This is a genomic window from Streptomyces sp. NPDC040410 (assembly GCF_055595715.1).
The window spans coordinates 1-25,458 of the sequence record NZ_JBVIVK010000016.1 but is presented as its reverse complement, the minus strand read 5'-3'; the positions used below and the strand labels follow the sequence as shown (position 1 = coordinate 25,458).

Below are 25,458 nucleotides of genomic sequence, written 5' to 3'. Positions count from 1 at the left end.
GTTCTTGCAAAATTCCTGTCCGAACAGGTCTCTGCGGACCGACCTTGTTGCCCGGGCCCGTGCGGGTTCGATTCCGCGAGCCCCCGCGATGCGCCCGTAAGGAGCAACCCATGAATCCCATGAAGCCCATGAGGCCGATGAAGCCGATGAATTCCAAGAAGCCCATGGACCCCACGGTCACGGACCCTGTCGCGCCCAAGCGCTGGACGGTGCTGGCCGTCTGCTGCCTGAGCCTGTTCCTGGTCGGGCTGGACACCACGATCGTCAACGTCGGCCTGCCCTCGATAGGCGCCGGCCTGCACGTCGGCACCCGCGGTCTGGAGTGGACGGTCGACGCGTACACGCTCGCGCTGGCCGGCCTGCTGATCTCGTCCGGCGCGCTGGCCGACCGCATCGGCAGGCGGCGTGTCTTCCGGATGGGGCTCGTCGTGTTCGGCGTCGCGTCCGTGGCATGCGCGCTCGCGCCGGCCTTCGGCGTCCTGGTCGCGGCCCGCGCGGTGCAGGGCGTCGGCGCGTCGATGCTCAGCCCGGTGGCGCTCGCGATCGTCGTGAACGTGATGACCGAGCCGAAGGAGCGGGCGCGCGCCATCGGCGTGTGGGCGGCCGTCTTCGGCGTCAGCATGGCCGTCGGCCCCCTCGTCGGCGGCGCTCTCGTCTCGAGTGCGGGCTGGCGCTCGGTTTTCTGGATCAACCTTCCGGTCGTCGCCGTGGCACTGGCCCTGACCGCCGCTTTCGTCCCGGAGTCCCGTGCGGAGCGACCGCGTCGGCTCGACGGCCCGGGGCAGCTGCTGCTGGCCCTGGTGGCCGGCTGTTCGGTCGCGGTCCTGATCGAGGGACCGCACATCGGGTGGGGCTCGCCCGCGGCGATGGCCGGCTACGTCGTCGTCATCGTCGCCGCGGCCGCCTTCGGGTGGGTCGAGTCACGGCGGGCCGAGCCGCTCATGGACCCCCGGCTGTTCCGTGGGCGGCCCTTCGTCGCCGCCGTCGTGGGCGCGGTCGCGGTGTTCATCGCCCTCAGCGCGACCCTGCTGCTCACCACGCTCTACCTCCAGCAGGCGAAGGGCATGACCCCGTTCGCCGCAGGGATCGTCACGCTGCCGATGGCCGTCGCGGCGACCGTGTGCGCCCCGCTTTCCGGCGTGCTCGTCGGGCGGTTCGGCCCACGCCTGCCGCTGGTCCTCGCCGGGGCTTTCACCATGGCGGGCGGCCTCTGCCTCGCCGGCATCGGCAACCGCACCGACGTCCGATGGCTGATGCCGGCCTGTCTGCTCGTCGGCATGGGGTTCGGATTCGCGAACGCGCCGATCACCAACACCGCGGTCAGCGGCCTGCCGGCCGCCCGGGCCGGTGTCGCGGGCGGGATCACGTCCACCGCCCGTCAGCTCGGCTCGGCCCTCGGCATCGCCGTCGCGGGCAGCCTCGTCGTCGACGCCGCGCCCGCACAGCTCGCCGAGGCGTCGCGTCCCGGCTGGTTCGTCGTCGCCGGCTGCGGTCTGCTCGTCCTCGTCGTGGCTCTCATGGCCCCGACTGCCGGTCGGCGGCGGCGCGCCCCGCTTGTGGACCAGCCCAGGTCGCAGGCTTCGTCCTCCCGTGCAAGCCTGAACTCATGATCAGGAAACCACCTGGGAGTTGTGCCACATGATTCCTGCCACCGTGTCAGCTGTGCGTATCGAGGCGTCTCTCGACCCTCGCCTGTCCAGATGGCTGTGGCTCGTGAAGTGGCTTCTGGCCATCCCGCATTACATCGTGCTGTTCTTCCTGTGGATCGCGTTCGCCTTCGTGACCGTCGTCGCGTTCTTCGCCATCCTGTTCACCGGCCGGTACCCGCGGTCCCTCTTCGACTTCAATGTCGGCGTGATGCGCTGGAACTGGCGTGTCAGCTACTACGCGCACACCGCGCTCGGCACCGACCGGTACCCGCCGTTCACCCTCGCGGACGTGCCCGACTATCCGGCGCGCTTCGACGTCGCCTATCCCGAACGCCTCTCCCGCGGCCTGGTCCTGGTGAAGTGGTGGCTGCTGGCGATCCCGCAGTACATCGTCGTCGGGATGTTCGTCGGTGGCTGGGGCTGGGGAGACGAGGAAGGCTGGCGTGGTGGCGGCGGGCTGATCGCCTTCCTCTCCCTGGTCGCCGTGATCATCCTGGCGGCGACCGCCCGATACCCGGTGCCTCTCTTCGACTTCCTGCTGGGCCTGGCCCGCTGGGCCGCCCGGGTGGCTGCGTATGCCGCGCTGATGACCGACCAGTACCCGCCGTTCCGTCTCGACATGGGCGGGCAGGCCGCCTCCCCGCTGACGAAGACCTCGCCGGGCGGTTCGGCGCCTCCGCAGTAGCGACGACGGCCGGACCCCGGGGCCGAGCGGACGAGGGAGGAGTTCCCGGCTTGTCCTTGCCCGCCCGCCCTGGGATCAGCCGCCGCTGCCGTACGGCCTGGTCAGGATCTCCAGGTTGTGTCCGTTCGGGTCGTCGAAGTACGCGCCCCGGCCGCCGTCGTTGCGGTTGATCGCGCCGGGGCGGCTGTGGAACGGGTCGGCCCAGTAGGTCAGGCCCGCCTCCTGGATACGGGCGAAGATCGTGTCGAATTCCTCCTCCGACACGAGGAACGCGTAGTGCTGCGGGGTGATGGTCCCGGACGTGTCAATGAAGTCCAGGGTCACGCCGTTGGGGACCTCGACGGGGATGAACGGGCCGTACTGGGGGCTCACGTCCAGCCCCAGGATGTCGGCGAGGAAGCGGGCCGACGCCTTCTTGTCGTGCGCGGCGACGATGGTGTGGTTCAGCTGAACGGTCATGGCATGGACCTCCCGTACTCAACATACTCCGGGAGCAGGTAAGGCAAGGCTGACCTAAGAGGCCCTGAGCAGGCCGCCCCGCGACAAGTCGCCGAACTCATCCAGAAACACTGGGCGGTGACGGCCGGTCACGCCCCGGCACGCAACCGCCCGCACTCGACCTCACGGCCTGAGAACGCATCACTCCTGTCAGCTGTACACGGCTGAGAACATCGTCTCGTCGAGGATGTCCTGGACCATGAGGCGGAGTAGTTGCGACCCGTACGGCAGGTCCCGCGCTTCGGTGACCGGCTGTGCGATGCAGTCACCGTGGGAGACGAAATACAACACCGGTTCCCCCAAGGCATTGCGGTCGGTCGGATCCCAGATGAGCCAGTTCTGCCCGTAGTCGCCAGGGGACGGCACGTCTTCGGCATCCAGGCCGGCAGCCGCCAGCCGACCGAGGAACTCCGCGTTCTCGTCTTCCGCGTCGGTCAGAGCGTCTGACTCCCAGCCACCACAGCACACCCCACCGTCGGAGACGCCGTTGAACCCGATGCTCCCACCACCGCCGTATTCCCACCCCATCCCGTTGTGGACGCGGGCAACGGCGAGCATCGAGGGCGGCACATCGCCGTCCGGGCCGCTGTACGGCGCGGAACACTCGACGACGCACTCGTCGGACTCGACGGACTCGAAAACCAGGTGCAACTGGTCGTCGCTGTCGCTGACCTCAGCTCGCCGGAACCGCTCCATCACACGGTCCAGCAGCTCCTGATCCTTGTCGGAAGTGGTGAGGACCCGCAGATGCCGGGCCACCTCGGCCCGCTGATCCGCACTGTCCACGATGGTTTTCCATGCGGTGAGGTGATTCGACATGCCCGCTCCCGTCAATTGGCTCTGATCAAAGTGGGCCCAAGATAACAATGACCGCTGACAGTGACCGCTGACAGTGACCGCTGACAGTGACCGCTGACAATGGATGCCGGTTGTTCCACGCTGTATCCGGGACACGGGGATGCCGGACTCGACGCGTGGTCGCATGGACCAGGCGTCGCCACGCCCTTCCACCGCGGACGAAGGCGTCGCGGTGCGCTTGAACGAGGTACGGGTCAGCGTCTGAGCCAAGAAGACCGACAGCGATCGGGGCCCCGGCGGTAGCACTCGCCGGGGCCCCGAGTGGTCCGGCGGCCGTCAGATCGTCGCCGTGTCGATCACGAACCGGTACCGCACGTCACTCGCCAGCACCCGCTCGTACGCCTCATTGATCTCGGACGCCCCGATCAGCTCGATCTCGGCGCCGAAGCCGTGCTCGGCGCAGAAGTCCAGCATCTCCTGGGTCTCCTGGATGCCGCCGATGCCGGAGCCGGCGAGGGTCTTGCGGCCGCCGATCACCGAGAAGAGGTTGAGGGAGACGGGCTCCTCGGGGGCGCCGACGTTCACGAAGGCGCCGTCCGTCTTCAGCAGGGACAGGCAGACGTCCAGATCCAGCGGGGCCGAGACCGTCGACAGGATCAGATCGAAGGTGCCGCGCAGCTCCTTGAAGGTCTTCGGGTCGCTGGTCGCGTAGTAGTGCTCCGCGCCCAGCTTCAGGCCGTCCTCCTTCTTGCGCAGGGACTGCGAGAGGACCGTGACCTCCGCGCCCAGCGCGTGCGCGATCTTCACACCCATGTGGCCGAGGCCGCCCATGCCGAGGATCGCGACCTTCTTGCCCGGGCCCGCGTTCCAGTGTTTCAGCGGGGAGTACGTGGTGATGCCGGCGCACAGCAGCGGAGCGGCCTCTTCCAGCCTCAGCCCCTCAGGTATGCGGACGACGAAGTTCTCGTCGACGACGATCTTCTCGGAGTAGCCGCCGTAGGTGGGCTCGCCGTTCTTGTCGAGGGCGTTGTACGTGCCGACGTTGCCCCCGGTGCAGTACTGCTCCAGGCCCGCCTTGCAGTTCTCGCACTCCCGGCAGGAGTCGACCAGGCAGCCGACGCCCACCCGGTCGCCCACGGCGAACCTGGTGACACCCGGGCCGACCTCGGAGACGATGCCCGCGATCTCGTGACCGGGGACCATCGGGAACATCGCCTTGCCCCAGCCCTCCCGCGCCTGGTGGATGTCGGAGTGGCAGATGCCGGCGAACTTGATGTCGATCAGGACGTCGAACTCACCGACCGGCCGACGCTCGATGGTGGTGCGCTCCAGCGGAGCCTTCGCAGCGGGTGCGGCGTACGCAGCAACAGTGGTCATGCCGGGGTTCTCCTAGCAGGGTTCCGCGCCCGGCTGCCTTCTGCTTTCCGTCCGGGCACGGCGTCCAGCCTGCCGGACCGGCCGGGGTTCACCCAGGCCACGGCTCTGCCTACGTTCGCTGTGCCTACCACTGGCGGGGTCAGGTTCGTGTGCGTACGACCGTGAATACTTGAGGCATGGACGCACAGCCCGATCCCGTACAGGAGGCCGCGCAGGCCGCCGCCGGCGCGCCCCTGGACCGGCGCGCCGAGCTGAGCGAGTTCCTGCGCACCCGGCGCGCCCGGCTGAAGCCCGAGGACGTGGGGCTGCCGGAGTACGGGCGGCACCGCCGGGTGCCGGGACTGCGCCGCGAGGAGCTGGCGCAGCTCGCCGGGGTGTCGGTGGCGTACTACACGCGCCTGGAACAGGGCAACGGGCGGAACGTGTCCTCGGCGGTCCTCGACTCGATCGCCCGCGCGCTCCGGCTGACCGACGCCGAGCACGCGCACCTCACACATCTGGCGAAGCCGAAGCGGCACAAGAAGAAGCCGGCGGGGCGTACCCAGCACGTGCGGGGGGCGCTGCGGCAGCTGCTGGACACGATGGACGGTGTCCCGGCCTACATCGCGGGCCGGCGCTCGGACATCCTCGTGTGGAACCGGATGGCCGCGGCTGTCTTCGGCGACTGGTCACAGCTGCCGCCGCAGGAGCGGAACTGGGCGCGGATGGTGTTCCTGCAGCCCGAGTACCGCGATCTGTTCGTGGAGTGGGACCAGAAGGCGACCGACATCGTCAGCTATCTGCGCATGGACGCCGGCTGCCACCCGGACGATCCGCGGCTGTCCGCCCTCGTGGGTGAACTGTCCGTGAAGAGCGAGGAGTTCAGGCGGCTGTGGGCCACGCATGACGTCAGGGAGAAGGGCCACGGTGTCAAGCGCCTGCGCCACCCGCTCGTCGGCGACCTGACGCTGTCCTTCGAGTCGTTCCGGCTGGCCGACGACCAGGACCAGAGCCTGATCACGTACCACGCGGAACCGGGCTCCCCGTCGGCGGAGGCGCTCCGCTTGCTGGCGAGTTGGGGTGCGGATGCGACGCGGTCGGGTGCGGGCGCGCGACTGGGGGCTTCGCCCCCTGACCCCCGATCGTCCTGAACGGCCTCGTCCCCGAACGCCGGACGGGCTGAGAGGCCTCGTCCCCGAACGCCGGACGGGCTGAAGTTGCCGTGACCGGCACCGGAAAGCCATCGCCGGACACACCGAAGAGCCACCGCGGCACACGGAGGAGCCACCACTGGGCGGCGCTCAGTCCGCCACCCCCAGGTCCTCACGCATCACCCTTCGCATCGCCCCCAGCCGGGACTCCGCCTCCTTCAGGTCCAGCAGTGCCTGCTGCGCGTTCTCGCCCTCCCGGGCCAGTCCCCGGTCGAGCCGCTTGACCACGGCGTCCGCCTCCGCGAGGACCCGGTTCACCGCCCGCGACGCCTCCAGGATCCGTTCGGGGACGATCATCTGCGCCTCGGCGTAACGGTCGCGGTGATCGCGGCGGGCCTCCTCCAGCTGGTCGCGCTCCTGGTCCGTGTAGACGCCGTCGCGGAGGCGGTGCAGGGCGTCCTTGAGAAGCGTGTGGAACTGGCGGGAGGCGCGGTTCATCCCCGTGTACGCCGCCCGCCGCTCCTCGAACCGCCGTCTGCCCTCGGCCAGTTCGGCCTCTTCGGTGCGCTGGCGTGCGGTGAGCCGCTGGCTGAGCACGGGGGCGAAGAGCGTGCCGAGGACACCGACGACGGCGGTGATCATGGCGGTCACGGCGGCGGTCATGAGGCGGACCCTACGTCACGGCTGGTACGGCGGCGCCGCCCCCCACGTCCACTTCGGCACCGGCTGCTCCGCCGGGGGCTTGGCGTCCGGGCCGGAGAAGTACACCGCCAGCCGCGTGCCCCACTCCACGTAGGCCAGGAACGCCGAGCGGAACTCGGCGTCTGCGGGCAGGTCCGCATCGTCCGCCGCGTCCTGGATGAGGTTGACCCAACGGCGGCGCTGGGGCTCCGTGATGTTCTTGCCGAAGTGCTTGGTGACCATGTGGCCGTGGCCGCCCAGGGTCTCCGAGTAGGCGGGCGGGCCGCCGAAGACCTCGCCGAGCCAGAGCGCGACATGCGAGGCGTGTTCGGGGGCCAGTCCCTCGAACAGCGGGGCGAGGAGGTCGTCCTTGAGGACCTTGTCGTAGAAGACCGAGGTCAGGCGGGAGAACGCCTCGGCTCCGCCGGCCCAGGAGTAGAGGGTGGGGACGGCGGAGCCCGTGCCCCGGACCGTCGTCGGCTTGTAGTGGCGCATCTCGTCGATGTTGCCGATGTAGGGGCGGATCTCGGCGAGGAAGTCGGGGAACAGCTCCGACTTGCGGAAGCCCTCCAGGTGGGCCTCGGACGACGTCCAGGTGATGCGCAGGATGTAGTGCTCGAAGTCCTCCTCGCAGCGGGTCAGTTCGTAGTCGACGCACTGCGGCGCGGCCGCCAGGTGGGCCGCGGCGCGAGTGTAGGCGGCCAGGAACTCCGCCGACTGCTGCTCGGGGATGCGGTACCGGATGTATTCGACGGTCTCTGCGGTCATGCGCCCACAGAAACACGAAGGGCCCGCCGGAAGCTGCACCTCCGGCGGGCCTTTCGCTCAGCGCTCAGCGAACCCGGTCAGCGGACCGGGCCGGCAGCCCACGGGTCCACTACTTCCCGTAGTACGCCGTCGTAGATCTACTTGCCGTAGTACGCGTTGTAGATCGAGACCGTCGACTTGTTGCCCTTCTTGTCGGCGATCTTGGCGTGGAAGGAGATGGCCTTGCCCTTCTCCGGGTTCTTCACGGTGATCTTGCCGTCCTTGACGTCGGCCTTCTTCCAGGTCTGGCCGTAGTCGTAGGACACGTACACCGACAGCGACTTCAGGTTCGAGCCCTTGGCCGCGCCCTCGACGATCACCGGGATCTTGACCGTCTCGCCGGCCGTGACCTTGCTGTCCAGGCCCGTGGTCGCCGCGAAGCGAGCCGTGGACGCGGGCAGCTTCGTCAAGTCGGTGGTCTTCTTGGAGCGGAACGTCCAGCTCGCGTCGATGCGGGTGGAGGCCGCCGCGACCTTGACGCTGCGCTTGACCGACGTCGTCAGCTTGTACTCGGCGTCGCCGGACGGGACCTTGAACTCCTTCTCGCCGAACAGCGGGTCGTCGTTCGAGCCGACCTTGGTGCCGTTGCGGTAGAGGGTCGTGTCGACCGAGGTGAAGACCGAGGAGCCCGGGTTGCCCTTGCCGTCGGCGAACAGCGGCAGGACGCCGTAGACCTGGTTGCCGTCACGATAAAGACCGAAGTCCTTGGTGAGGTGCGGTCCGAAGACGGCCGTGTTGACCCTCTTCGCGTAGGACTGGCCCGCCTTGAAGGTCTGCGGGCCACCGAGCGTGTAGTACGCCTCGGTGATCGGGAAGTCGTCCGGGTCGACGCCACCGTACTGCTCGAACTCCAGCTCCCACTTCACGCCGCCCGACGTGGACAAGTAGAGGGTGCGGGTGCCTGGCAGGGTCTGCGAGATGCCGATAGAGGAGGCGCCGCTGCTGATCGGCAGCCAGCCCACGGCCTGTACCGAGCCCTTCTTGCCGCTTGCCGCAGCGCCCATGCGGACCTTCACCTTGGCCAGCTCGCTCGCCTTGTAGTGCTTGGTGTAACCGCTGGCGAGCTGCTTAACCACGGCGCCGGTCGTCGTGTCGTACTCCTTGTCGGCACCACTACTCCAGTGGCCGTCCCACTGCTGGGTCAGCGAACCGTCGGTGATCTGCGGACCCACGTGAGCGGTGTGGAAGTTGGCGTACGTCCTTAGGAACCACCCGAAGCCGAAGCTGGACTCGGCCGTATCGATCGAGTATCCCGGCGACGCGAACTCGGACTTGGCGGCCGCGTCGGGCACGGTGATGTCGACCGGCTTCGCGGTCCGAGCGTCCAGCGTGATGGTCGTGTTCTTGGTGACACTCAGCTTCGGCCGGGCCAGCCAGTCGACACCCTTGCCGAAGTCCTCCGGGTCCACGAAGACACCGGTGTCGAGGATGTAGCCGCCGCGGGGAACGCGGACGGTGACGGTGCCGTCGGCGTCGTACGGCGAGTAGAACTTCTCCTTGGCGAGGCCGGAGACGCCGGCCAGGCCGGCGTTGTAGTACTTGGCCGGCTTGCCGTCACGGTCGAGGACCTTCAGCGTGACGTCGTACGACTCGACCTCGCGCTGCACCGCGGCCGCCGTGCGGACGGTCTGGCCGCCGCCGGTCGCGGTCACGTACGCGGAGTACGCGCCGTCGACCGTGCCGCCCAGCTTGGTGTTGACGGTCAGGTCGACGGAGGCCTTGCCGCCCGCCGGGACCGTCAGCGTGGTCGCGCCGAGCTTGAAGAAGCCGGCCGGAGCGGCCTGCCCCTTCGGGTCGGTCGCGGTCGACGTCAGCTTCAGCGTGACGTCCTTGGTACCGAGGTTGCGGTACGTCAGCTGCTTGCTGACCGGCTTGTCGTCGGTGTGCGGCCACTGCTGGAGGCCGAAGCTCACCGACGACGGGTCGGCGATCACGGACTGCTTGATGGCCTTGTCGACCTGGATGCGGCCCGAACCCTGCTCGAACGGCGTGTACTCACCGCCCTTGGTGGAGCCGGTCAGCGCGCCCTTGAGCTCGGCGTACGTCCAGTCCGGGTGCTCCTGCTTGAGGATCGCCGCCGCGCCCGCCACGTGCGGGGTCGCCATCGACGTGCCGGAGATCGTGAGGTACCCCTCGGGCTTCTGGCCGACCTCCTGGTCGATGACGCTGCCAGGGGCCGCCGCCGCGGTGATGTCCACGCCGGGCGCGGTCACGTCGGGCTTGATCTGCCCGTCGAGGCCGGGTCCGCGGCTGGAGAAGGAGGCCAGCTTGTCCGTGTCGTCGACCGCGCCGACGGTGAGGGCGGCGGCCGCGCTGCCCGGAGAGCCGACGGTCTGGTCGCCGAAGTCGCCCTCGTTGCCCGCGGCGATGGCGAACAGGATGCCCTTCGTCTCCGAGAGCTTGTTGACCTCGGCTTCCAGCGGGTCGATCTCCGGGGTGTCGCCGCCGCCCAGGCTCAGGTTGACGACGTCGGCGCCCTGCTCGGCCGCCCACTCCATGCCCGCGAGGATCTGCGAGTCGTCGCCGTAGCCGTCGTCGCTCAGCACCTTGCCGTTGAGCAGCTTCGCGCCCGGCGCGACGCCCTTGTACTTGCCGTCCGACTTCGCGCCCGTACCGGCGGCGATGGAGGCGACGTGCGTGCCGTGGCCGTACTTGTCGGTCGCGTCGGCGGAGGTGGAGAAGTTCTTGGACGCGATCACCTGGTCCTTGAGGTCCGGGTGCGTCGCGTCGACGCCGGTGTCCAGGACGGCGATCTTGACGCCCTTGCCGTCGTAGCCGGCCGCCCACGCGGTGGGGGCGCCGATCTGCGGCACGGACTTGTCGAGGCTGGCCTTGCGGACGCCGTCGAGCCAGACGTGCGCGATGCCGGAGGCGGTCTTGTCGCCGTTGGTGACCGCGTCCCACAGCTCGGGCGCGTCCTCACGCTTCGTCTGGATCGCGTCCGCGTTCAGGGACTTGAGGCTCGTACGGAGCTTGCCCGCGTCACGGACGTCGGCCTTGGTGGCCGCGGCGGTGCCGCGGTAGCCGACGATGACCTTCAGGCCGGACTTCTGGGACTTGCGGGTGGTCGCCTTGTTGAGCTCGGTGACGTCGAACAGGCGCTGGTCGAGCTTGCCGTTCGCGACCAGGCGGGCGACGTCGGCCGGTATCAGGTACGTGTGGCCGTCGGCCTTGCGGAGCTGGACCGGTATGTGCTCGCGCCCCTTGGCGGGCTCCAGGCCCACGACCCGGCCCTTGGCGTCGACCACGACACGGTCACCGGTGATCAGGGTGAGGCGGTGCTTCGACGTGAGCTCGGCCTTGGAGGTACCGGTCGCCTGTGCGGCCTTCGCCGACGCCGGGCTGGTCATGCCCGCCGCCAGAGCCACGGCGGCTGCCGTGGCGATCGTGGCCGCGCATGCCTTTTTCACTTGTCTACGCAAAACTCCCCCTTGCGGAAGTACCGGGCGAATTCCCCGTTCACCCGGCCGGGGGTGGTCTCGCACGCATGCGCGTGCACCCCCCGGAATGACGCAGTATGCCGGGAAGTGATCACTTGGCTCAATAGACAGGCGCCCGACAGCGCTTACTGTTACGAGTTCGTCTTGTTCTCCCTCGCCGTGATCCGCCTCTACGCCAGAAGGCTGTGGCAGAGCCCGAAAACACCGGTGCCGCCCCTGGGGGCGGCACCGGAAAGCCGTGAATCGTCGGGGTGTCAGACGGCCGAACCGGCCTTCCACTGCGCCCAGTCCATGTTCCAGCCGTTGAGGCCGTTGTCCGGGGCCACCGTCTTGTCGCCGGTGTTCTTCACGACCACGACGTCACCGAGGATCGAGTTGTCGTAGAACCACGCGGCCGACGTGTTCGGGTCGTTCGCGCCCTTGGTGTCCGACAGGCCCACGCAGCCGTGGCTGGTGTTCACGCTGCCGAAGATGGACTTGGCGCCCCAGTAGTTGCCGTGCACGAAGGTGCCGGAGTTCGTCAGGCGGATGGCGTGCGGCACGTCCTTGATGTCGTACTCGCCCTTGCCGTCGTCGTCGGTGAAGCCCACGGTCGCGCCGTTCATGCGCGTCTCCTTGAACTTCTCCGACATCACCATCTGACCCTCGTAGGTCTTGTTCTCGGGCGAACCGGCCGAGATCGGGATGGTCTTGATGGTCTTGCCGTTGTGCGTGACCTTCATCTGCTTGGTCTGCGCGTCGACGTAGGAGACCTGGTTGCGGCCGATCTTGAAGGTGACCGTCTTCTGCTGGACGCCGTAGACACCGGAGGCACCCTCGACTCCGTCGAGCGCGAGCTTCAGCGTGACGGTGGAGTTCTCCTGCCAGTAGTCCTCGGGCCGGCAGTCCATCCGGTTGGCGTTGAACCAGTGGCAGACGACCTCCTGGCCGCTGCTGGACGAGACGGTGACGCCCTTCTGGACAGCCGCCTTGTTGGTGATCGCCTTGTCGAAGTTGATCGACACGGGGTAGCCCACGCCGACGGTGGAGCCGTCCTCGGGCGCAAAGTTCCCGATGAAGCTGTTGGTGGGGGACACCGTCGTGAACGAGGCGTTCTCGTGGGCGGCGCGGCCGTCCGAGTCCTTCGCGGTCGCCGTCACCTTGTAGGTGGTGGAGCGCTCCAGCTGGGCGCTGGGCTTCCAGCTCGTCTTGTCGGCGGATATCTCGCCCTCGACGGCCGTGCCGTCGGCGGTCTTCATCGTCACTTCGGTGAGCGTGCCCTTGCTCACGGTGACGGCGGCCGAGTTGTTGATGGAGGCGTTGTCCGAGCCGTCCTTGGGCGTGATCTTGATCTGGGCCTCGGAGGTCTTGTCGGCCGCCGCCTCGTCGACCTTGGCCTGCGATGTGTCCTTGCCGCCGTCTTTCCCGGAGCTGTCCTCGCCGGAACACGCCGAGAGCACCAGCACACCGCCGAGCAGTGCGGACGCGACCGTCAGGCCCTTGCGCCGCTTACTGTTCGTCATCACACGCTTCTCCATCGCTGCCGATTCCCCAGAACCCCGAGAGTGCCCGTTAACAAGACTTCAACGCTGAGACCGCTTCGTCCCGTTCCACATTTCTCGCATGTGTGGGGCACACCACGTCCGCCGGGGCGGGTGGTGCGGATATCGGTCCGTGCGCCCCCTGAGACGACGAAACCCCGGACGGCGGTTGCCGCCCGGGGTCACGATTTCCCCAAGCCGCGTCAGCCGGCCCGGCTGTCGCCGGCCTCTTCTTCGTCGTCGTTCTCCTCGACATCATCCTCGTCGAGATCCCAGTCCGGCGAGTCGGGGTCGTAGTCGATCTGCTCGCTGCTCCAGGAGGCCTGCGCGAGCTCGATCCCCGGCACATCGCTGACCAGGTCGAACGGATCGACGAGGTAGGCGAGGGCTTCCGCAGTGTCTTCCGTCACAGCGCTCTCGGCGTGTGCCCGTTCGTCGGCCGGCATGTCAGCGTCGGCGACGATCCGCCGCAACGCGGTCTTGATCACCGCGTCCCGGTCCTCGACCTCAAGGACGAGTTCCACCCGAAGGCGTACAAAACGTGATGTCTCTGGAGTGCTCATGCCCGGAGCGTAAGGCCCGAAGCGCCCGTGACTTTCCCGTGACCCGCGCCTTTCACTAACATCGCCCCACACGGCCAATTCACCAGCGTCACAAGGGGATCGATATTCCGTGTCATCCGCTCGCCGTCCGTTGCTGACCGCCACCGCCGCGGGGACCCTGCTGGGTGCCCTGTGGTTCGTTCCGTCCGCGAACGCGACACAGGACAGCCCGGCGAGAACGGAGTCCTCGGCGGCCCCGTCGCCGCAGGTCACGACGCAGGCGCGGGTCGCGTCCACGGGCACGGTCGACGCCGCGGCCGAGACCCGGCTGGCCGACACGGGAAGCTTCGACACCACGCCGTACGTCGTCGGCGGGACGCTCTTCCTGACCCTGGGCGCGGGCTTCGTGGTCTATTCGGTACGCCGCGAGCGCCTTGGTTTTTAACGTACTTGACGATTCTTTGACTCGGACCGCATAGTCCGCTCATGAAGAGATCATCGGGCGTGCGGCGGTGCGCCACCGCCGCGGTGAGCGTGCTGTCGCTCGCCCTCGTCACGGGCTGCTCCGACGCGGGGTCGGACGACTCCAGGGACTCGGATTCCGGGAAGTCGACCACGGCCGCGAAGGCGCTGAGCGCCGCCGAGTTGAAAGAGCTGATCATCGCCGGGGGCGATGTGGACGGGTACAAGGTCGCGGCGGTCGCCGAATCGGCCCCGTCGTCCAAGAGCGCCATCAAGGCCGACGACGAGAAGTGCGCGCCGCTCCTCTACGTCATGAGCGGCCTCGCCCCGGGCGACGCGGCGACGGAGACCAACCGGACGGCCACCGAGGAGCCGAAGCCCTCCGACGCCGCCTCGAAGTCGCTGGAAGACCTGTCCTCCGGCGAGGATGTCGAGGATGCGCTCACCGACTCGCTGAGCCTGGACGTCACCGTGGTCGCCCTGTCCTCGTACGAGGGCGACGGCGCCGAGAAGGCGATCAAGTCCGTCTCCGACGCGGTCGCCGGGTGCGCGGGCGGCTTCACGGGCACCTCGGGCGGTGAGGACCAGAAGTTCACCGAGGTCGCCGAGGAGAAGGCCTCGGGCACGGGTGAGGAGTCGGTGGCCTTCGCCGCGACCGGCGACATGGAGGACGGCGACACCGCTCCGGTGCACGCCGAGGTCGTGCGCCACGGGAACACCATCGCTACGTACTACACGATGAACCTCGGCGCGATGGTGTCCGGCAAGGCCTACGACGTCCCGGCCGCCGTGATCGACGCCCAGGCGGCGAAGCTGAGGTGAGCCTTCGGGGGCCTGCCCCCCGGCAGGCCCCCGAACCACCGAACCGCTCTACTGGAGCGGGCCGGTGACCGTCTCCGCCGCCGCGACCAGCCGCCCGTCGCGCACGAAGGTGTCCGCCGCGGCGAGGTCGGGCGCGAGGAACCGGTCCGGTCCGGGGCCCTGCACCCCCGCCTCCCGTACGGCCTCGATGACGGCCTGCGACGCCGGCGCCGGGGTCAGCCCCTCGCGCAGCTCGACGCCGCGCGTGGCGGCGTACAGCTCGATGGCGAGCACGCGCGTGAGGTTGCCGACGGCGGTGCGCAGCTTGCGGGCCGCCGACCAGCCCATGGAGACGTGGTCCTCCTGCATCGCCGAGGACGGGATCGAGTCCGCGGACGCCGGTACGGCGAGCCGCTTCATCTCGCTCACCAGCGCGGCCTGCGTGTACTGGGCGATCATGAGCCCCGAGTCGACTCCGGCGTCGTCCGCGAGGAACGGCGGGAGGCCGTGGCTGCGGTTCTTGTCGAGCAGCCGGTCGGTGCGGCGCTCGGCGATGGACGCGAGGTCGGCCGCGGCGATGGCGAGAAAGTCGAGGACGTAGCCCACCGGGGCGCCGTGGAAGTTGCCGTTGGACTCGACCCGCCCGTCGGGCAGCACCACGGGGTTGTCCACGGCCGACGCCAGCTCGCGCTCGGCGACGAGGCGGGCGTGCGCGAGGGTGTCCCGTCCGGCACCCGCGACCTGCGGGGCACAGCGCACCGAGTAGGCGTCCTGGACGCGGGGCGCGTCGTCCTGGTGGTGGCCCGTGAGCTCCGAACCCTTCAGCACGGCCAGCATGTTGGCGGCGCTGGCGCCCTGCCCCGGGTGCGGGCGGATGGCGTGCAGTTCGGGGGCGAGCACCTTGTCGGTGCCGAGGAGGGCCTCCAGCGACAGGGCCGCGGTGACGTCGGCCGACTTGTAGAGCGTGTCCAGGTCGGCGAGGGCCATCACCAGCATGCCGAGCATGCCGTCGGTGCCGTTGAGGAGGGCGAGCCCCTCCTTCTCCCGCAGCTCGACGGGGGCGATCCCGTGCTCGGCGAGGAGCTCGCCGGCGGGTCGGACCTCCCCGTCCGGGCCCTCGGCGTCGCCTTCGCCCATGAGGGTGAGGGCGCAGTGGGACAGCGGGGCCAGGTCGCCGGAGCAGCCGAGCGAGCCGTACTCGTGGACGACCGGGGTGACACGGGCGTTGAGGAGGTCGGCCATGGTCTGCGCGACCTCGGGCCGGACGCCGGTGTGCCCGGAACAGACGGTCTTGAGCCGCAGGAACATCAGGGCCCGTACGACCTCCCGCTCGACCCGGGGGCCCATCCCGGCGGCGTGCGAGCGGACGATGTTGCGCTGCAGCTGGGCGCGCAGCTCCTGGCTGATGTGCCGGGTCGCCAGGGCTCCGAAGCCGGTGCTCACGCCGTAGACGGGGTCGGGCTTGGCCGCGAGCTGGTCCACGATCCGGCGGGCCGCGGTGAGGGCCGCGACCGCCTCCTCGGAGAGCTCGACCCGGGCGCCGCCGCGCGCCACGGCGAGAACGTCGGACGCGGTCACCCCGGACGTCCCCACCACCACAGTGTGCATATCCATATTCAGGAGCGTACGCAGTGAATTCGAAGATGTCACCAGTGGGGGACGCCTTCGCCCCTTACAACTGCGTCACACCCCAGTGCTGCCTCAGGGCCGCCCCCTGAACCTGCGGCGCTCGGGGGTCGCCGTCTCGCCGGAGGGCTCGTCGGCCAGCCGTACGACCGGATCGTCGGGGCCCTCGCGCCCGGCGACGACCGGCCTGGTCGCCCGTCGCGCCTTGGCCTGGTACTGGGCCGCGTCGGCCAGCCGGAACAGGCGGCGGGCCGAGTGCACCGGCCCGATGGGGTCGTCGGTGGACGCGACCCCGCAGGCGACCCCTTCCCCCAGCTCCAGCTCGGCCGCGCGACGGCAGAGTTCGCCGGCCGCCTTGACGACCGCGTCGGCGGACGGGCCGACCGCGAGCAGACAGAACTCGTCACCGCCGAGGCGGGCCGCGAGCGCGCCGGGCAGCATGGCCCCGCACAGCGACAGCACGGAGCCGAACCGCTCCAGGAGCCGGTCGCCGACGGCATGCCCGCGGGTGTCGTTGACCCGCTTGAGCCCGTTGAGATCGCACACGACGAGGCTGACGACGACACCGTCCCGCCGGTGCCGCTCGACGGCCTCGTCCAGCCGTCCGTCCACGGCGCGGCGGTTGGCCAGGCCGGTGAGCGCGTCGGTGTACGCCAGCCGCCGGACCTCCTCCAGCCGCTCGGCCTGGGCGATCCCGGCCGCGACGACGGCGGCCAGGACGGTGGCGAAGTCGGCGTCGGCCCGCTCGAAGACGGCAGCGCCGGCCGGCCGGGCGACATAGAGCTCGCCCCAGGCGCGACCGTTCAGCACGATCGGTGCCACGACACAGGAGCCGCGCCCCCGGCGGCGCAGAGCGGCGACCCGCTGATGGACGTAACCGGGACGGCGCCCCGCCGCCGGACCGTCGGCGGTCTCGACCCAGGCGTTGGGTTCGCCGCCCCGGGCCCAGCACTCGTGCAGAAACTCGGTGATCTCCGGGAACTGGTGCACGGGGTAGGCCTCGTCGTCGGGGAACTCCTCCTCGCCCGCGGAACGGTCACCGACGTTCACGAGGACCCGCAGCCGGCCGAGCTCCCGTTCCCACACCGACAGTGCGGCGAAGCTCCCGCCGAGCGCACGGCACGCCCCTGCCGCGGCGGCCCGCCACGCCTCGCGTGAGCCGTGGGCCGCCGCCATGCCCTGCGCCAACGCGACGACAGCCGCGAGCCGCTTGTCCTCACCCATCACTCCAGGCTAGGGAGGATTGGGGCGAAGAGGGACATTGACGTGCCGAACGAGTACCTCCGGCGGTGCGGCAGGTTGTGCGCGCGGGTGCGCCGTGGCGGGCGGCCCCGGCTCCCCGGCCCCCGGCCCTGCCTGCCGGCCGGTAGGGCCGCGTCATCAAACGCCGGACAGGCTGAACCGACCTTGCCCCGGCGTCTACTCCCCCGGCCACTCCGGCTTCCGCTTCTCGTTGAACGCCGCCACCCCCTCCGCCCGGTCCCCGGAGAACGCCACCGACCGCCACGCCGCGTCCTCGACCTCCAGGCCGGCCCGCAGATCCAGCCCGTGTCCCAGCCGCAACGCCCTCTTCGCCGCCCGCAGGCCGACGGGCGAGTTCGCCGCCATCCGGGAGGCCAGCGCCAGCGCCTCCTCGCGGTCCCGCCCCTCCTCCACCAGTTGGTCCACCAGCCCCAGCTCCCGCGCTTCCGCCGCCGCCACCCGTCGTGCCGTGAAGATCAGCTCCGCGGCCCGCGCGGCCCCCACCCGCCGCGGCAGCAGCTGGGTGCCCCCACCGCCCGGAATCACCCCCACGGACACTTCCGGCAGGCCGACCACGGCCGTCCGGTCGGCCACGATCACGTCGCAGGCCAGCGCCAGCTCGAACCCGCCCCCGAGCGCGAACCCGTGGACGGCGGCGATCGTCGGCACCGGCAGCTCCAGCACCCCGGTGTACGCGCCCCGGGAAACCGGCCGCTGCCGCATCAGGTCGGCGTCGCTGAAGGAGTTGCGCTCCTTGAGGTCGGCACCGACGCAGAAGGCCCGCTCGTGCGTCGAGGTCACCACGACCACTCGTACGTCGCGGTCCGCGCCCAGCGCGGTACAGGCCGAGGCCAGGGACCGGGCCATGTCGGTCGAGACCGCGTTCATGGCCGCCGGCCGGTCGAGGGCCAGCTCCGCCACATGGCCGGGCCCGGGCCGCCGCACCAGCACGAACTCCCCGAACCGTTCCTCGCTCATGACACCCTCCGGTTAACGCTGGTTAACGGACCTCGGCCCCGATCATCGCAGCCGAACCCTTCCGGGGAAAGGGCGCACCCCGCCTCGTCCGACACCCCGTTCGAGTGACATCTCACCCGACTCCGGCCCGACCGCTCCGGAGAGCGCATAGCGTGCGCTCCACCACTGCGCACCGGGGGCCGGCGCATCGGGGAGGGATCGTGATGACGGACACGTCGACGAGGCCGCAGACGCGCACCGAGGGTGCCGCCGCGCAGCCCGGACCCCAGGTGGACACCACCGGTCCCGGCCCCCGTGTCTTCGGCCCCCGGGGCCGGCACCGCAGGCCCCGCCCCCACAAGGTGCTGCTGGCCGCCGGGGGCCTGGCGCTGGCCGCCGGCGTGCTGAGCCTCGTACGGCTGGCGCCCGAGTCGGGGGGCGGCGGCATAGGCACGGCGGAGGCCGGACCCCGCCCGGGGCCGGGCACCGACACCGGTGCGGACCGGCCGGCCGACGCGCCCGCCGGGGAAGGGGCCGCGCCGAAAGCGAGCCCCTCGGCGACGTCCGCGATGGGCGGGCTGAGCGCGTGGCCCACGCCGACCGCTTCCCTGCCCGCCGAGGCGTCCGCGGCCACGCGGCCGGCGCCCGCGTCCCCACGGATACCCGACGCCACAACCATCCCGGACACGCCGAACACCCCGGCACCTCACCCGCCGTCGACGGCGGCCCCGGCCCCGCAGCCGTCCAGGACACCGACGCCCGCGCCGAGCGAGAGCACCGCCTCCCCGGCCCCCGAGCCGGACCGACCCCGCCTGTGCCTGCCGGTGATCGGCCTGTGCGTCGACGAGCTCGGCCACCGCCATCGCTGAGCGTCGGTTACGACTCCCCGTCCCGCCGTGCGAGCAGCCAGGGCTCTACCACGCCGAGTCCACGCACCGGCCGCTGCCACATCGGCTGGAGCGCGAAACGGTACGTAGGCGGCTCCTCGCCCTCCTTCTCCGCGGCGGCCGCGGCCTCCGCCGCCTCCGCCTCCGAGGCCGGCGCCTCCGCCGTGCGGATCAGCTCCTCCGCGAAGGCGCTGTCGACGAGGACGGCGTCCCTCGGAGCTATCGACGTCAGCCGCGAGGCCAGATTCACCGTCGTACCGAAGACATCGCCCATCCGGGTGGTGACCGTGCCGAACGCCATGCCGACGCGCAGCTCCGGCATCGTCTCGTCGTGCGCCATCGTCTCGATGAGGCGCAGGGCGATCTCGGCGGCCACACCCGCGTCGTCCGCGGCGTACAGCACCTCGTCGCCGAGCGTCTTGATCAGCCGTCCTCCGTGCGCCGCCACGAGGTCCGCGGCGGTCGTCTCGAAGGCCTCGACGAGCTCGCCGAGCTCCTCCTCCTCCATACGGCGGGTCAGCCGCGTGAACCCGACCAGGTCCGCGAAGCCGACGGCGAGGCGCCGGTCGACCATCTCCTCGTCGTCGGCGGCCTGGATGACCCGGCCGGCCGAGGCGGCGAGCTGACGCCGCCAGACGTAGACGAGGAACTCCTCCAGCTCGGGCAGGAGCAGCTCGATGATCGGATACGTCACCTCGGTGCGGGTCATACCGGGCTCGGGCGGCTCGGTCAGCCCCTCCAGAAAGGAATCGATCTGCCACTCGGCCAGCCGGGCGGTGGTCTGCCCCGTCGACCGCGCGACCTGCACGGCCATCGCCTCACTGAGCAGCCCCGCCTCGACGAGGCCGGCCAGGCGGCGCAGCGCGAGCACGTCCGCCTCCGTGAGCGCCTTGGCCTGGCCGATGTCGGCGAAGCCCATGGCCCGCCAGAAGCGGGAGGCCAGCTCCATGGAGACGCCCGCGCTGCGGGCCGCCTGGAAGGGGGTGTAGCGCCGCTCGGCGCCGATGATCAGCTGTTCGAGACGCAGGGCGAGCGGGTCGTCGCCGGGGTCGGCGGCGTAGGGTTCCCCCGGCTCGAGCGCACTCGAGAGCGGGGGAGGGTCCACCCGGCCGTCCCCGTCCGCGCCGGAGCCCGTGTCGTCGACGGTCACGCGTGCTGCCCTTCCGATCTGTCACGGTCAGGTATCGACCGGCCTCAACTCTACGGCAGGTGTGCGCCACCTCACTCCGTCAGGTGCGGCCGACGGTGCCCTGCCGTCGCTGGTGAGGTGGCCGACATCGGTGCGGGCGCCACGGGGGCTGCCGCCCCCGGACTCCCGCACCGGCCCGCACGGCCCCGTCCTCGAACGCCGGACGGGCCGATCGTCCTCACGCCGGCCTCAGGTGAACGATGTCCCCCGCCCCCACCGGCTCCTGCACCCCTTCCTCCGTGGCGATCACCAGCCTCCCGTCCCCGTCGATCGCCACCGCCTCCCCCGTGACCGAAGAGTCACCGGGCAGCTCGGCCCGCACCACCCGGCCGAGCGTCGCGCAGCCTGCCGCATACGTCTCCTGCAGCCCGCTCTCCACCGGGTCGCCCCCGGCCGACCGCCACCGCCCGTACCACTCCTCCAGCGACCGCAGCACCGCCCGCAGCAGGGGATCCCGGTCCGTGTTCACCGCCCCGGCCAGCGCGAGCGACCCCGCCTGCGGTACCGGGAGCTCGTCCGCGCGAAGCGTGACGTTGATGCCGACGCCGACGACCACCCCGTCGTTCCCGGCCCGCTCCGCGAGGATCCCGCCGGCCTTGCGTTCCTCGCCGCCGACGGTCACCAGCAGGTCGTTGGGCCACTTGAGTGCCGTGTCCACCCCCGCCGCCCGGGACAGCCCCGTCGCCACCGCCACTCCGGTGAGCAGCGGCAGCCAGCCCCAGCGGGCCACCGGGACCTCGCCCGGCTTCAGCAGGACGGAGAAGAACAGGCCCGAGCGGGCCGGTGCCGTCCACTGCCGCTCCAGGCGGCCCCGCCCGGCCGTCTGCTCCTCGGCGACGAGGACCGCGCCCTCCTCCGCGTCGCCCGAGGCGGCGAGCGCCGCCAGGTCGGAGTTGGTGGAGCCGGTGCGCCGCACCACCTGCACGTCGCGGTACAGCCCCCCGTGCCCGCCGTCCCGCACCAGCGCCCGGCGCAGGGAGGCGGCGTTGAGGGGCGGGCGGTCCAGATCGGACCAGCGGTCGTCGTTCTCGTCTGCTGCATCTTGCGGCGTCATGCAAGCCACCCTAGGTGTGGCAAACGCCGCACTGCCGATTGATAGGCACACCACTACGCTACGGATGAGTAACCGTCCCCCCTTTTGAGCAGGCAGGGAGCCGCATCCCGATGTCCGAGCCGGAAAAGCGTCAAGAGATCGACATCCACACCACCGCGGGCAAGCTCGCGGATCTCCAGCGCCGTATCCAGGAAGCGACGCACGCCGGCTCGGAACGTGCCGTCGAAAAGCAGCACGCCAAGGGCAAGTTGACGGCCCGTGAGCGGATCGAGCTGCTGCTCGACGAGGGGTCCTTCGTCGAGCTCGACGAGTTCGCCCGGCACCGGTCCACCAACTTCGGGCTGGAGAAGAACCGCCCTTACGGCGACGGCGTCGTCACCGGGTACGGGACCGTCGACGGCCGCCCCGTCGCCGTTTTCTCGCAGGACTTCACCGTCTTCGGCGGGGCTCTCGGCGAGGTCTACGGCCAGAAGATCGTCAAGGTGATGGACTTCGCGCTGAAGACCGGCTGCCCGGTCATCGGCATCAACGACTCCGGCGGCGCCCGCATCCAGGAGGGCGTGGCCTCCCTCGGCGCCTACGGCGAGATCTTCCGCCGCAACACCCACGCGTCCGGCGTGATCCCGCAGATCAGCCTGGTGGTCGGGCCCTGCGCGGGCGGCGCGGTCTACTCCCCCGCCATCACCGACTTCACGGTCATGGTCGACCAGACCTCGCACATGTTCATCACCGGCCCGGACGTCATCAAGACGGTCACCGGCGAGGACGTCGGCTTCGAGGAGCTGGGCGGCGCCCGCACCCACAACTCGGCCTCGGGCGTGGCGCACCACATGGCCGGGGACGAGAAGGACGCCATCGAGTACGTCAAGCAGCTGCTGTCGTACCTGCCGTCCAACAACCTCAGCGAGGCCCCGGTCTTCGCGGAGGAGGCGGACCTCTCGGTCACCGACGAGGACCTGGAGCTGGACACGATCGTCCCGGACAGCGCCAACCAGCCGTATGACATGCACACGGTGATCGAACACATCCTGGACGACGCCGAGTTCTTCGAGACGCAGCCGCTGTTCGCGCCGAACATCCTCACCGGCTTCGGGCGGGTCGAGGGCCATCCCGTCGGCATCGTCGCCAACCAGCCGATGCAGTTCGCCGGCTGCCTCGACATCGACGCGAGCGAGAAGGCCGCACGGTTCGTGCGGACCTGCGACGCCTTCAACGTGCCCGTCGTCACCTTCGTCGACGTGCCCGGCTTCCTCCCGGGCGTCGACCAGGAGCACACGGGCATCATCCGCCGCGGCGCCAAGCTGATCTACGCCTACGCCGAGGCGACGGTCCCGCTGATCACGGTGATCACAAGGAAGGCCTTCGGCGGGGCGTACGACGTCATGGGCTCCAAGCACCTGGGCGCCGACCTCAACCTGGCCTGGCCGACCGCCCAGATCGCCGTCATGGGCGCGCAGGGCGCGGTCAACATCCTGCACCGCCGCACGATCGCGGAGGCGGAGGCGAACGGGGAGGATCTGGAGGCGGTCCGCGCCCGGCTGATCCAGGAGTACGAGGACACGCTCCTCAACCCCTACATCGCGGCCGAGCGCGGCTACGTCGACTCGGTGATCATGCCGTCCGACACCCGTGGTCACGTCGTACGCGGTCTGCGTCAGCTGCGCACCAAGCGGGAGTCGCTGCCGCCGAAGAAGCACGGCAACATCCCCCTCTAGTCCGGCAGGGAGCCGTCATGAACATCAAGGTCCTGAGGGGCAACCCGACCCCGGAGGAGCTGGCCGCCGCCCTGGCGGTGGTCAGGGCCCGCGCCGCGGCGGCAGCCTCCGTACCGCCCGGCGCACCCATGCCGAGGGACTCCTGGTCGGACCCGTCCCGTATCGCAGCCCACCGCCTGCCCCAGCCGGGGCCCGCGACATGGGCCCGCACGTACTGGCCGGGCTAGTGCCGGGTCAGCCAGGGTTTGCCCGTCAAGGAGCGGCGCGACGGGGCGAACCTTGGCTGACGCGGCACTAGAGCTGTCCGGCCTCGGGGGCGCGGGGAACCGCGCGACCAGCCCCCACCGGCCCGCAGCCGACGGCGAAACCGGCTGCGGGCCACAAACTTGAGTACCCGTACTCAGGCGCCCCGGCGGCAGCCACCCGCACGCTGGACTCATGCTGTGGTCCGATCCCGACAACGAGCCGCCCGAGGAACTGCGCGACATGCAGAACATGTTGCGGCGGCTGGGGGTTCTCATGGCGCTGGCCATGGTGCTCGCGATGATCGTGCTCGGCACGAGGTGACCCGCGCCGATACGCTGACCGCATGACTGATCAGCCGCGCCGCCGACTCGTCCTCGCCTCCCAGTCCCCCGCCCGGCTGGGCCTGCTGCGTCAGGCCGGACTGGACCCCGAGGTGATCGTGAGCGGTGTCGACGAGGACGCCGTCAGCGCGCCCACGCCCGCCGAGCTGGCACTCGCCCTCGCCGAGGCGAAGGCGTCCGTCGTGGCGGCGCAGCCGGAGGTCAAGGGCGCGCTGGTGATCGGCTGCGACTCGGTGCTCGACCTGGACGGCGCCGCCCTCGGCAAGCCCTCGGACGCCGAGGAGGCCACCGCCCGCTGGAAGGCGATGCGCGGTCGCGCCGGCACCCTCCAGACCGGCCACTGCGTCTATGACACCCTCACCGGGCGTTACGCGTCCGGCACCGCCTCGACGGTCGTCCGCTTCGGCGACCCGACCGACGAGGAGATCGCCGCTTACGTCGCCTCGGGAGAACCCCTCCACGTCGCCGGGGCGTTCACCCTCGACGGCCGCTCGGCTCCGTTCATCGAGGGCATCGACGGCGACCACGGCAACGTGATCGGCATCAGCCTGCCCCTCGTCCGCCGGCTGCTGGCCGATCTGGGCGTCGGGATCACGGAGTTGTGGGCGCCGGCGGGGGCGTGACCGGGGCGCCCCCGTCGTCCCCCCTGCCGTTCTCGGGCTCCTCGGCGGCGGGCGCCACCTCGTAGTCGTACGTCATCAGCAGCAGCACGATGAGGCCGAGCACCACGAGCATGAACACGAACTCGGTCACGCCCATCAGCCCCCACGCGAACGCGCCCAGCAGGCCGTGCACGACAGCGGCGCTGATCAGCAGGATGCGGCCGAAGCCGGCCGGCGGGCGGTTGCGGAGGGCGACGAGCAGCGCGACCAGGCCGCACAGCGCGAAGTAGAGGCCGAAGACGACGCCGCCGATCTTCGACGACATCGACATCATGTCGGGGTCGAGGCCGGCCAGGGACATGTCCTGCCGGTCGACGACGATCCCCAGGAACCAGTTGAGCGCCGCGATGCCCAGCGCCTCTACGAAAAGCACGACCGCCACGACCCACGCCACCGGCCTCTGTATCACCGGTCCCCACCCACTTTCGACTGCCGTCCGAGCAAGGCTGCGGTTACCCCAAGTACGCCCACCCGCCGCCCGACCACCACCCCTCAGGGAGGCCCCTCGGGCCGTTGGGCCTTCTTCGGCATCGCGAACGCTACTAACGGGTAAACCGCGGGACAAGGGTTCTGCGGAAGGCAAAGAATCATTGGGCCATTCGTAGGGACTCCACAAAGAAACAGAGTGGGCCGCAGCACGCCCTCACAGAGACCTTGACCACATTGGAGGGCTAGGGTTTTCCGGAGGAGTCCTGCGTGCCGAGGTGCGACAAGGGATTTCCCGGGTCGAGCGAGCCTCGTATCACGCTCCGTGTGGGCAAGCTCACCACAGGGGACGGGTCGAAGTGACGTGTCGGCAGTCCCTAAACTCGGCTTGTTTCAAGGAGGGAGCCTCATCGTGCGCAAGGTGCTCATCGCCAACCGTGGCGAAATCGCTGTCCGCGTGGCCCGGGCGTGCCGGGACGCCGGGATCGCGAGCGTGGCCGTCTACGCCGACCCGGACCGGGACGCTCTGCATGTCCGGGTGGCGGATGAGGCGTTCGCGCTGGGCGGTGACACCCCGGCCACCAGCTACCTGGACATCGCAAAGGTCCTGGGCGCGGCCCGGGAGTCGGGCGCGGACGCGATCCATCCCGGCTACGGGTTCTTGTCGGAGAACGCCGACTTCGCCCAGGCCGTGCTGGATGCCGGACTGATCTGGATCGGGCC

At 70.3% G+C, this 25,458-nt stretch carries 25 protein-coding genes; 11 read left to right on the top strand and 14 right to left on the bottom strand.

All coding sequences use genetic code 11. The features are described 5' to 3' along the window. Positions 1-110: 110 nt before the first annotated feature. Together ACZ562_RS27965 and ACZ562_RS27960 are read left to right on the top strand one after the other, a co-directional pair. Positions 111-1,610 carry an MFS transporter gene (locus tag ACZ562_RS27965; RefSeq protein ID WP_471184483.1) on the top strand — a complete coding sequence of 500 codons (1,500 nt, stop codon included), beginning with the start codon at positions 111-113 and terminating at the stop codon, positions 1,608-1,610. Positions 1,611-1,638: 28 nt separating this feature from the next. Beyond that, a complete protein-coding gene (locus tag ACZ562_RS27960) occupies positions 1,639-2,334 on the top strand; it encodes a DUF4389 domain-containing protein (protein ID WP_471184481.1) in 696 nt (231 codons plus the stop codon). Between the two features lie 75 nt (positions 2,335-2,409). On the opposite strand, the gene ACZ562_RS27955 is transcribed toward ACZ562_RS27960, so the two are convergent. The 3 genes from ACZ562_RS27955 to ACZ562_RS27945 form a co-directional block, all read right to left on the bottom strand. Beyond that, positions 2,410-2,793 (bottom strand): VOC family protein, encoded by a 384-nt coding sequence (locus tag ACZ562_RS27955; protein WP_471184478.1) that lies wholly within the window; start codon positions 2,791-2,793, stop codon positions 2,410-2,412. Positions 2,794-2,982: 189 nt separating this feature from the next. Further along, positions 2,983-3,618, bottom strand: coding sequence for a hypothetical protein (locus ACZ562_RS27950; RefSeq protein ID WP_471184476.1), 636 nt, complete (start codon positions 3,616-3,618; stop codon positions 2,983-2,985). A gap of 348 nt (positions 3,619-3,966) precedes the next feature. After that, a complete protein-coding gene (locus ACZ562_RS27945; RefSeq protein WP_471184474.1) occupies positions 3,967-5,007 on the bottom strand; it encodes an NAD(P)-dependent alcohol dehydrogenase in 1,041 nt (346 codons plus the stop codon). Positions 5,008-5,183: 176 nt separating this feature from the next. Here ACZ562_RS27945 and ACZ562_RS27940 point away from each other — a divergent pair, with 176 nt between their 5' ends. After that, a complete protein-coding gene (locus ACZ562_RS27940) occupies positions 5,184-6,137 on the top strand; it encodes a helix-turn-helix domain-containing protein (RefSeq protein WP_471184471.1) in 954 nt (317 codons plus the stop codon). A 150-nt stretch (positions 6,138-6,287) separates the two neighbouring features. Here the strand turns inward: ACZ562_RS27940 and ACZ562_RS27935 are convergent, their stop codons facing one another. The 5 genes from ACZ562_RS27935 to ACZ562_RS27915 all read right to left on the bottom strand — a co-directional run bounded on the left by ACZ562_RS27935 (position 6,288) and on the right by ACZ562_RS27915 (position 13,148). Further along, the gene (locus ACZ562_RS27935) at positions 6,288-6,800 is read right to left on the bottom strand and encodes a hypothetical protein (protein WP_471184469.1); all 513 of its coding nucleotides are present in this window, start codon (positions 6,798-6,800) and stop codon (positions 6,288-6,290) included. A gap of 15 nt (positions 6,801-6,815) precedes the next feature. After that, complete coding sequence (locus ACZ562_RS27930) at positions 6,816-7,586, bottom strand: globin domain-containing protein (RefSeq protein WP_471184466.1); 771 nt, start codon at positions 7,584-7,586, stop codon at positions 6,816-6,818. A 137-nt stretch (positions 7,587-7,723) separates the two neighbouring features. Continuing rightward, a complete protein-coding gene (locus ACZ562_RS27925) occupies positions 7,724-11,035 on the bottom strand; it encodes a S8 family peptidase (protein ID WP_471184464.1) in 3,312 nt (1,103 codons plus the stop codon). A gap of 284 nt (positions 11,036-11,319) precedes the next feature. Then, entirely contained in the window at positions 11,320-12,567 is a 1,248-nt protein-coding gene (locus ACZ562_RS27920; RefSeq protein ID WP_471184462.1) for a L,D-transpeptidase, read from the bottom strand. 221 nt (positions 12,568-12,788) lie between these two features. Beyond that, entirely contained in the window at positions 12,789-13,148 is a 360-nt protein-coding gene (locus ACZ562_RS27915; RefSeq protein ID WP_471184460.1) for a hypothetical protein, read from the bottom strand. A gap of 109 nt (positions 13,149-13,257) precedes the next feature. On the opposite strand from ACZ562_RS27915, the gene ACZ562_RS27910 reads away from it, so the two are divergent. Together ACZ562_RS27910 and ACZ562_RS27905 are read left to right on the top strand one after the other, a co-directional pair. Further along, positions 13,258-13,572, top strand: a complete 315-nt coding sequence (locus ACZ562_RS27910) for a hypothetical protein (RefSeq protein WP_471184457.1) — start codon at positions 13,258-13,260, stop codon at positions 13,570-13,572. 41 nt (positions 13,573-13,613) lie between these two features. After that, positions 13,614-14,411, top strand: coding sequence for a hypothetical protein (locus tag ACZ562_RS27905; protein ID WP_471184455.1), 798 nt, complete (start codon positions 13,614-13,616; stop codon positions 14,409-14,411). Between the two features lie 48 nt (positions 14,412-14,459). On the opposite strand, the gene hutH is transcribed toward ACZ562_RS27905, so the two are convergent. From hutH to ACZ562_RS27890, 3 genes are all read right to left on the bottom strand, one after another. Then, positions 14,460-15,998 carry a histidine ammonia-lyase gene (hutH, locus tag ACZ562_RS27900; RefSeq protein ID WP_471184808.1) on the bottom strand — a complete coding sequence of 513 codons (1,539 nt, stop codon included), beginning with the start codon at positions 15,996-15,998 and terminating at the stop codon, positions 14,460-14,462. Positions 15,999-16,091: 93 nt separating this feature from the next. Further along, complete coding sequence (locus ACZ562_RS27895) at positions 16,092-17,240, bottom strand: GGDEF domain-containing protein (RefSeq protein ID WP_471184452.1); 1,149 nt, start codon at positions 17,238-17,240, stop codon at positions 16,092-16,094. A 195-nt stretch (positions 17,241-17,435) separates the two neighbouring features. Then, the gene (locus ACZ562_RS27890) at positions 17,436-18,236 is read right to left on the bottom strand and encodes an enoyl-CoA hydratase/isomerase family protein (protein WP_471184449.1); all 801 of its coding nucleotides are present in this window, start codon (positions 18,234-18,236) and stop codon (positions 17,436-17,438) included. 203 nt (positions 18,237-18,439) lie between these two features. On the opposite strand from ACZ562_RS27890, the gene ACZ562_RS27885 reads away from it, so the two are divergent. After that, entirely contained in the window at positions 18,440-19,084 is a 645-nt protein-coding gene (locus ACZ562_RS27885) for a hypothetical protein (protein ID WP_471184447.1), read from the top strand. 7 nt (positions 19,085-19,091) lie between these two features. Here the strand turns inward: ACZ562_RS27885 and ACZ562_RS27880 are convergent, their stop codons facing one another. Next, positions 19,092-20,252: an adenylate/guanylate cyclase domain-containing protein gene (locus ACZ562_RS27880; protein WP_471184444.1), complete on the bottom strand. Its 1,161-nt coding sequence runs from the start codon at positions 20,250-20,252 to the stop codon at positions 19,092-19,094. Between the two features lie 217 nt (positions 20,253-20,469). Then, on the bottom strand, positions 20,470-21,345 hold the full coding sequence (locus ACZ562_RS27875) for a biotin--[acetyl-CoA-carboxylase] ligase (RefSeq protein WP_471184441.1): 876 nt from the start codon (positions 21,343-21,345) through the stop codon (positions 20,470-20,472). A gap of 110 nt (positions 21,346-21,455) precedes the next feature. On the opposite strand from ACZ562_RS27875, the gene ACZ562_RS27870 reads away from it, so the two are divergent. The 4 genes from ACZ562_RS27870 to ACZ562_RS27855 all read left to right on the top strand — a co-directional run bounded on the left by ACZ562_RS27870 (position 21,456) and on the right by ACZ562_RS27855 (position 24,270). After that, positions 21,456-23,060: an acyl-CoA carboxylase subunit beta gene (locus ACZ562_RS27870; protein WP_471184439.1), complete on the top strand. Its 1,605-nt coding sequence runs from the start codon at positions 21,456-21,458 to the stop codon at positions 23,058-23,060. A 17-nt stretch (positions 23,061-23,077) separates the two neighbouring features. Next, positions 23,078-23,287 (top strand): acyl-CoA carboxylase epsilon subunit, encoded by a 210-nt coding sequence (locus tag ACZ562_RS27865; RefSeq protein ID WP_471184436.1) that lies wholly within the window; start codon positions 23,078-23,080, stop codon positions 23,285-23,287. A 211-nt stretch (positions 23,288-23,498) separates the two neighbouring features. Beyond that, entirely contained in the window at positions 23,499-23,627 is a 129-nt protein-coding gene (mmpB, locus tag ACZ562_RS27860; protein ID WP_471184433.1) for a morphogenic membrane protein MmpB, read from the top strand. Between the two features lie 22 nt (positions 23,628-23,649). Beyond that, the gene (locus tag ACZ562_RS27855; RefSeq protein WP_471184431.1) at positions 23,650-24,270 is read left to right on the top strand and encodes a Maf family protein; all 621 of its coding nucleotides are present in this window, start codon (positions 23,650-23,652) and stop codon (positions 24,268-24,270) included. Here ACZ562_RS27855 and ACZ562_RS27850 read toward each other — a convergent pair. Further along, positions 24,239-24,718 (bottom strand): hypothetical protein, encoded by a 480-nt coding sequence (locus tag ACZ562_RS27850; RefSeq protein WP_471184428.1) that lies wholly within the window; start codon positions 24,716-24,718, stop codon positions 24,239-24,241. The genes ACZ562_RS27855 and ACZ562_RS27850 overlap by 32 nt on opposite strands. A gap of 429 nt (positions 24,719-25,147) precedes the next feature. Between ACZ562_RS27850 and ACZ562_RS27845 the strand changes: the two genes are divergently transcribed. Next, positions 25,148-25,458, top strand: a 311-nt coding sequence (locus ACZ562_RS27845; RefSeq protein ID WP_471184425.1) for a biotin carboxylase N-terminal domain-containing protein, incomplete at its 3' end; no start/stop codon positions are given.

Coding starts and splice junctions, on each gene's coding strand:
- ACZ562_RS27870 (WP_471184439.1), top strand. CDS start 21,456: ATGTCCGAGCCGGAAAAGCGTCAAGAGATCGACATCCACACCACCGCG.
- ACZ562_RS27890 (WP_471184449.1), bottom strand. CDS start 18,236: ATGAGCGAGGAACGGTTCGGGGAGTTCGTGCTGGTGCGGCGGCCCGGG.
- ACZ562_RS27930 (WP_471184466.1), bottom strand. CDS start 7,586: ATGACCGCAGAGACCGTCGAATACATCCGGTACCGCATCCCCGAGCAG.
- ACZ562_RS27920 (WP_471184462.1), bottom strand. CDS start 12,567: ATGACGAACAGTAAGCGGCGCAAGGGCCTGACGGTCGCGTCCGCACTG.
- ACZ562_RS27955 (WP_471184478.1), bottom strand. CDS start 2,793: ATGACCGTTCAGCTGAACCACACCATCGTCGCCGCGCACGACAAGAAG.
- ACZ562_RS27875 (WP_471184441.1), bottom strand. CDS start 21,345: ATGACGCCGCAAGATGCAGCAGACGAGAACGACGACCGCTGGTCCGAT.
- ACZ562_RS27945 (WP_471184474.1), bottom strand. CDS start 5,007: ATGACCACTGTTGCTGCGTACGCCGCACCCGCTGCGAAGGCTCCGCTG.
- ACZ562_RS27935 (WP_471184469.1), bottom strand. CDS start 6,800: ATGACCGCCGCCGTGACCGCCATGATCACCGCCGTCGTCGGTGTCCTC.
- ACZ562_RS27865 (WP_471184436.1), top strand. CDS start 23,078: ATGAACATCAAGGTCCTGAGGGGCAACCCGACCCCGGAGGAGCTGGCC.
- mmpB (WP_471184433.1), top strand. CDS start 23,499: ATGCTGTGGTCCGATCCCGACAACGAGCCGCCCGAGGAACTGCGCGAC.
- ACZ562_RS27940 (WP_471184471.1), top strand. CDS start 5,184: ATGGACGCACAGCCCGATCCCGTACAGGAGGCCGCGCAGGCCGCCGCC.
- ACZ562_RS27915 (WP_471184460.1), bottom strand. CDS start 13,148: ATGAGCACTCCAGAGACATCACGTTTTGTACGCCTTCGGGTGGAACTC.
- ACZ562_RS27895 (WP_471184452.1), bottom strand. CDS start 17,240: ATGGGTGAGGACAAGCGGCTCGCGGCTGTCGTCGCGTTGGCGCAGGGC.
- ACZ562_RS27905 (WP_471184455.1), top strand. CDS start 13,614: ATGAAGAGATCATCGGGCGTGCGGCGGTGCGCCACCGCCGCGGTGAGC.
- hutH (WP_471184808.1), bottom strand. CDS start 15,998: ATGCACACTGTGGTGGTGGGGACGTCCGGGGTGACCGCGTCCGACGTT.
- ACZ562_RS27960 (WP_471184481.1), top strand. CDS start 1,639: ATGATTCCTGCCACCGTGTCAGCTGTGCGTATCGAGGCGTCTCTCGAC.
- ACZ562_RS27965 (WP_471184483.1), top strand. CDS start 111: ATGAATCCCATGAAGCCCATGAGGCCGATGAAGCCGATGAATTCCAAG.
- ACZ562_RS27885 (WP_471184447.1), top strand. CDS start 18,440: ATGACGGACACGTCGACGAGGCCGCAGACGCGCACCGAGGGTGCCGCC.
- ACZ562_RS27855 (WP_471184431.1), top strand. CDS start 23,650: ATGACTGATCAGCCGCGCCGCCGACTCGTCCTCGCCTCCCAGTCCCCC.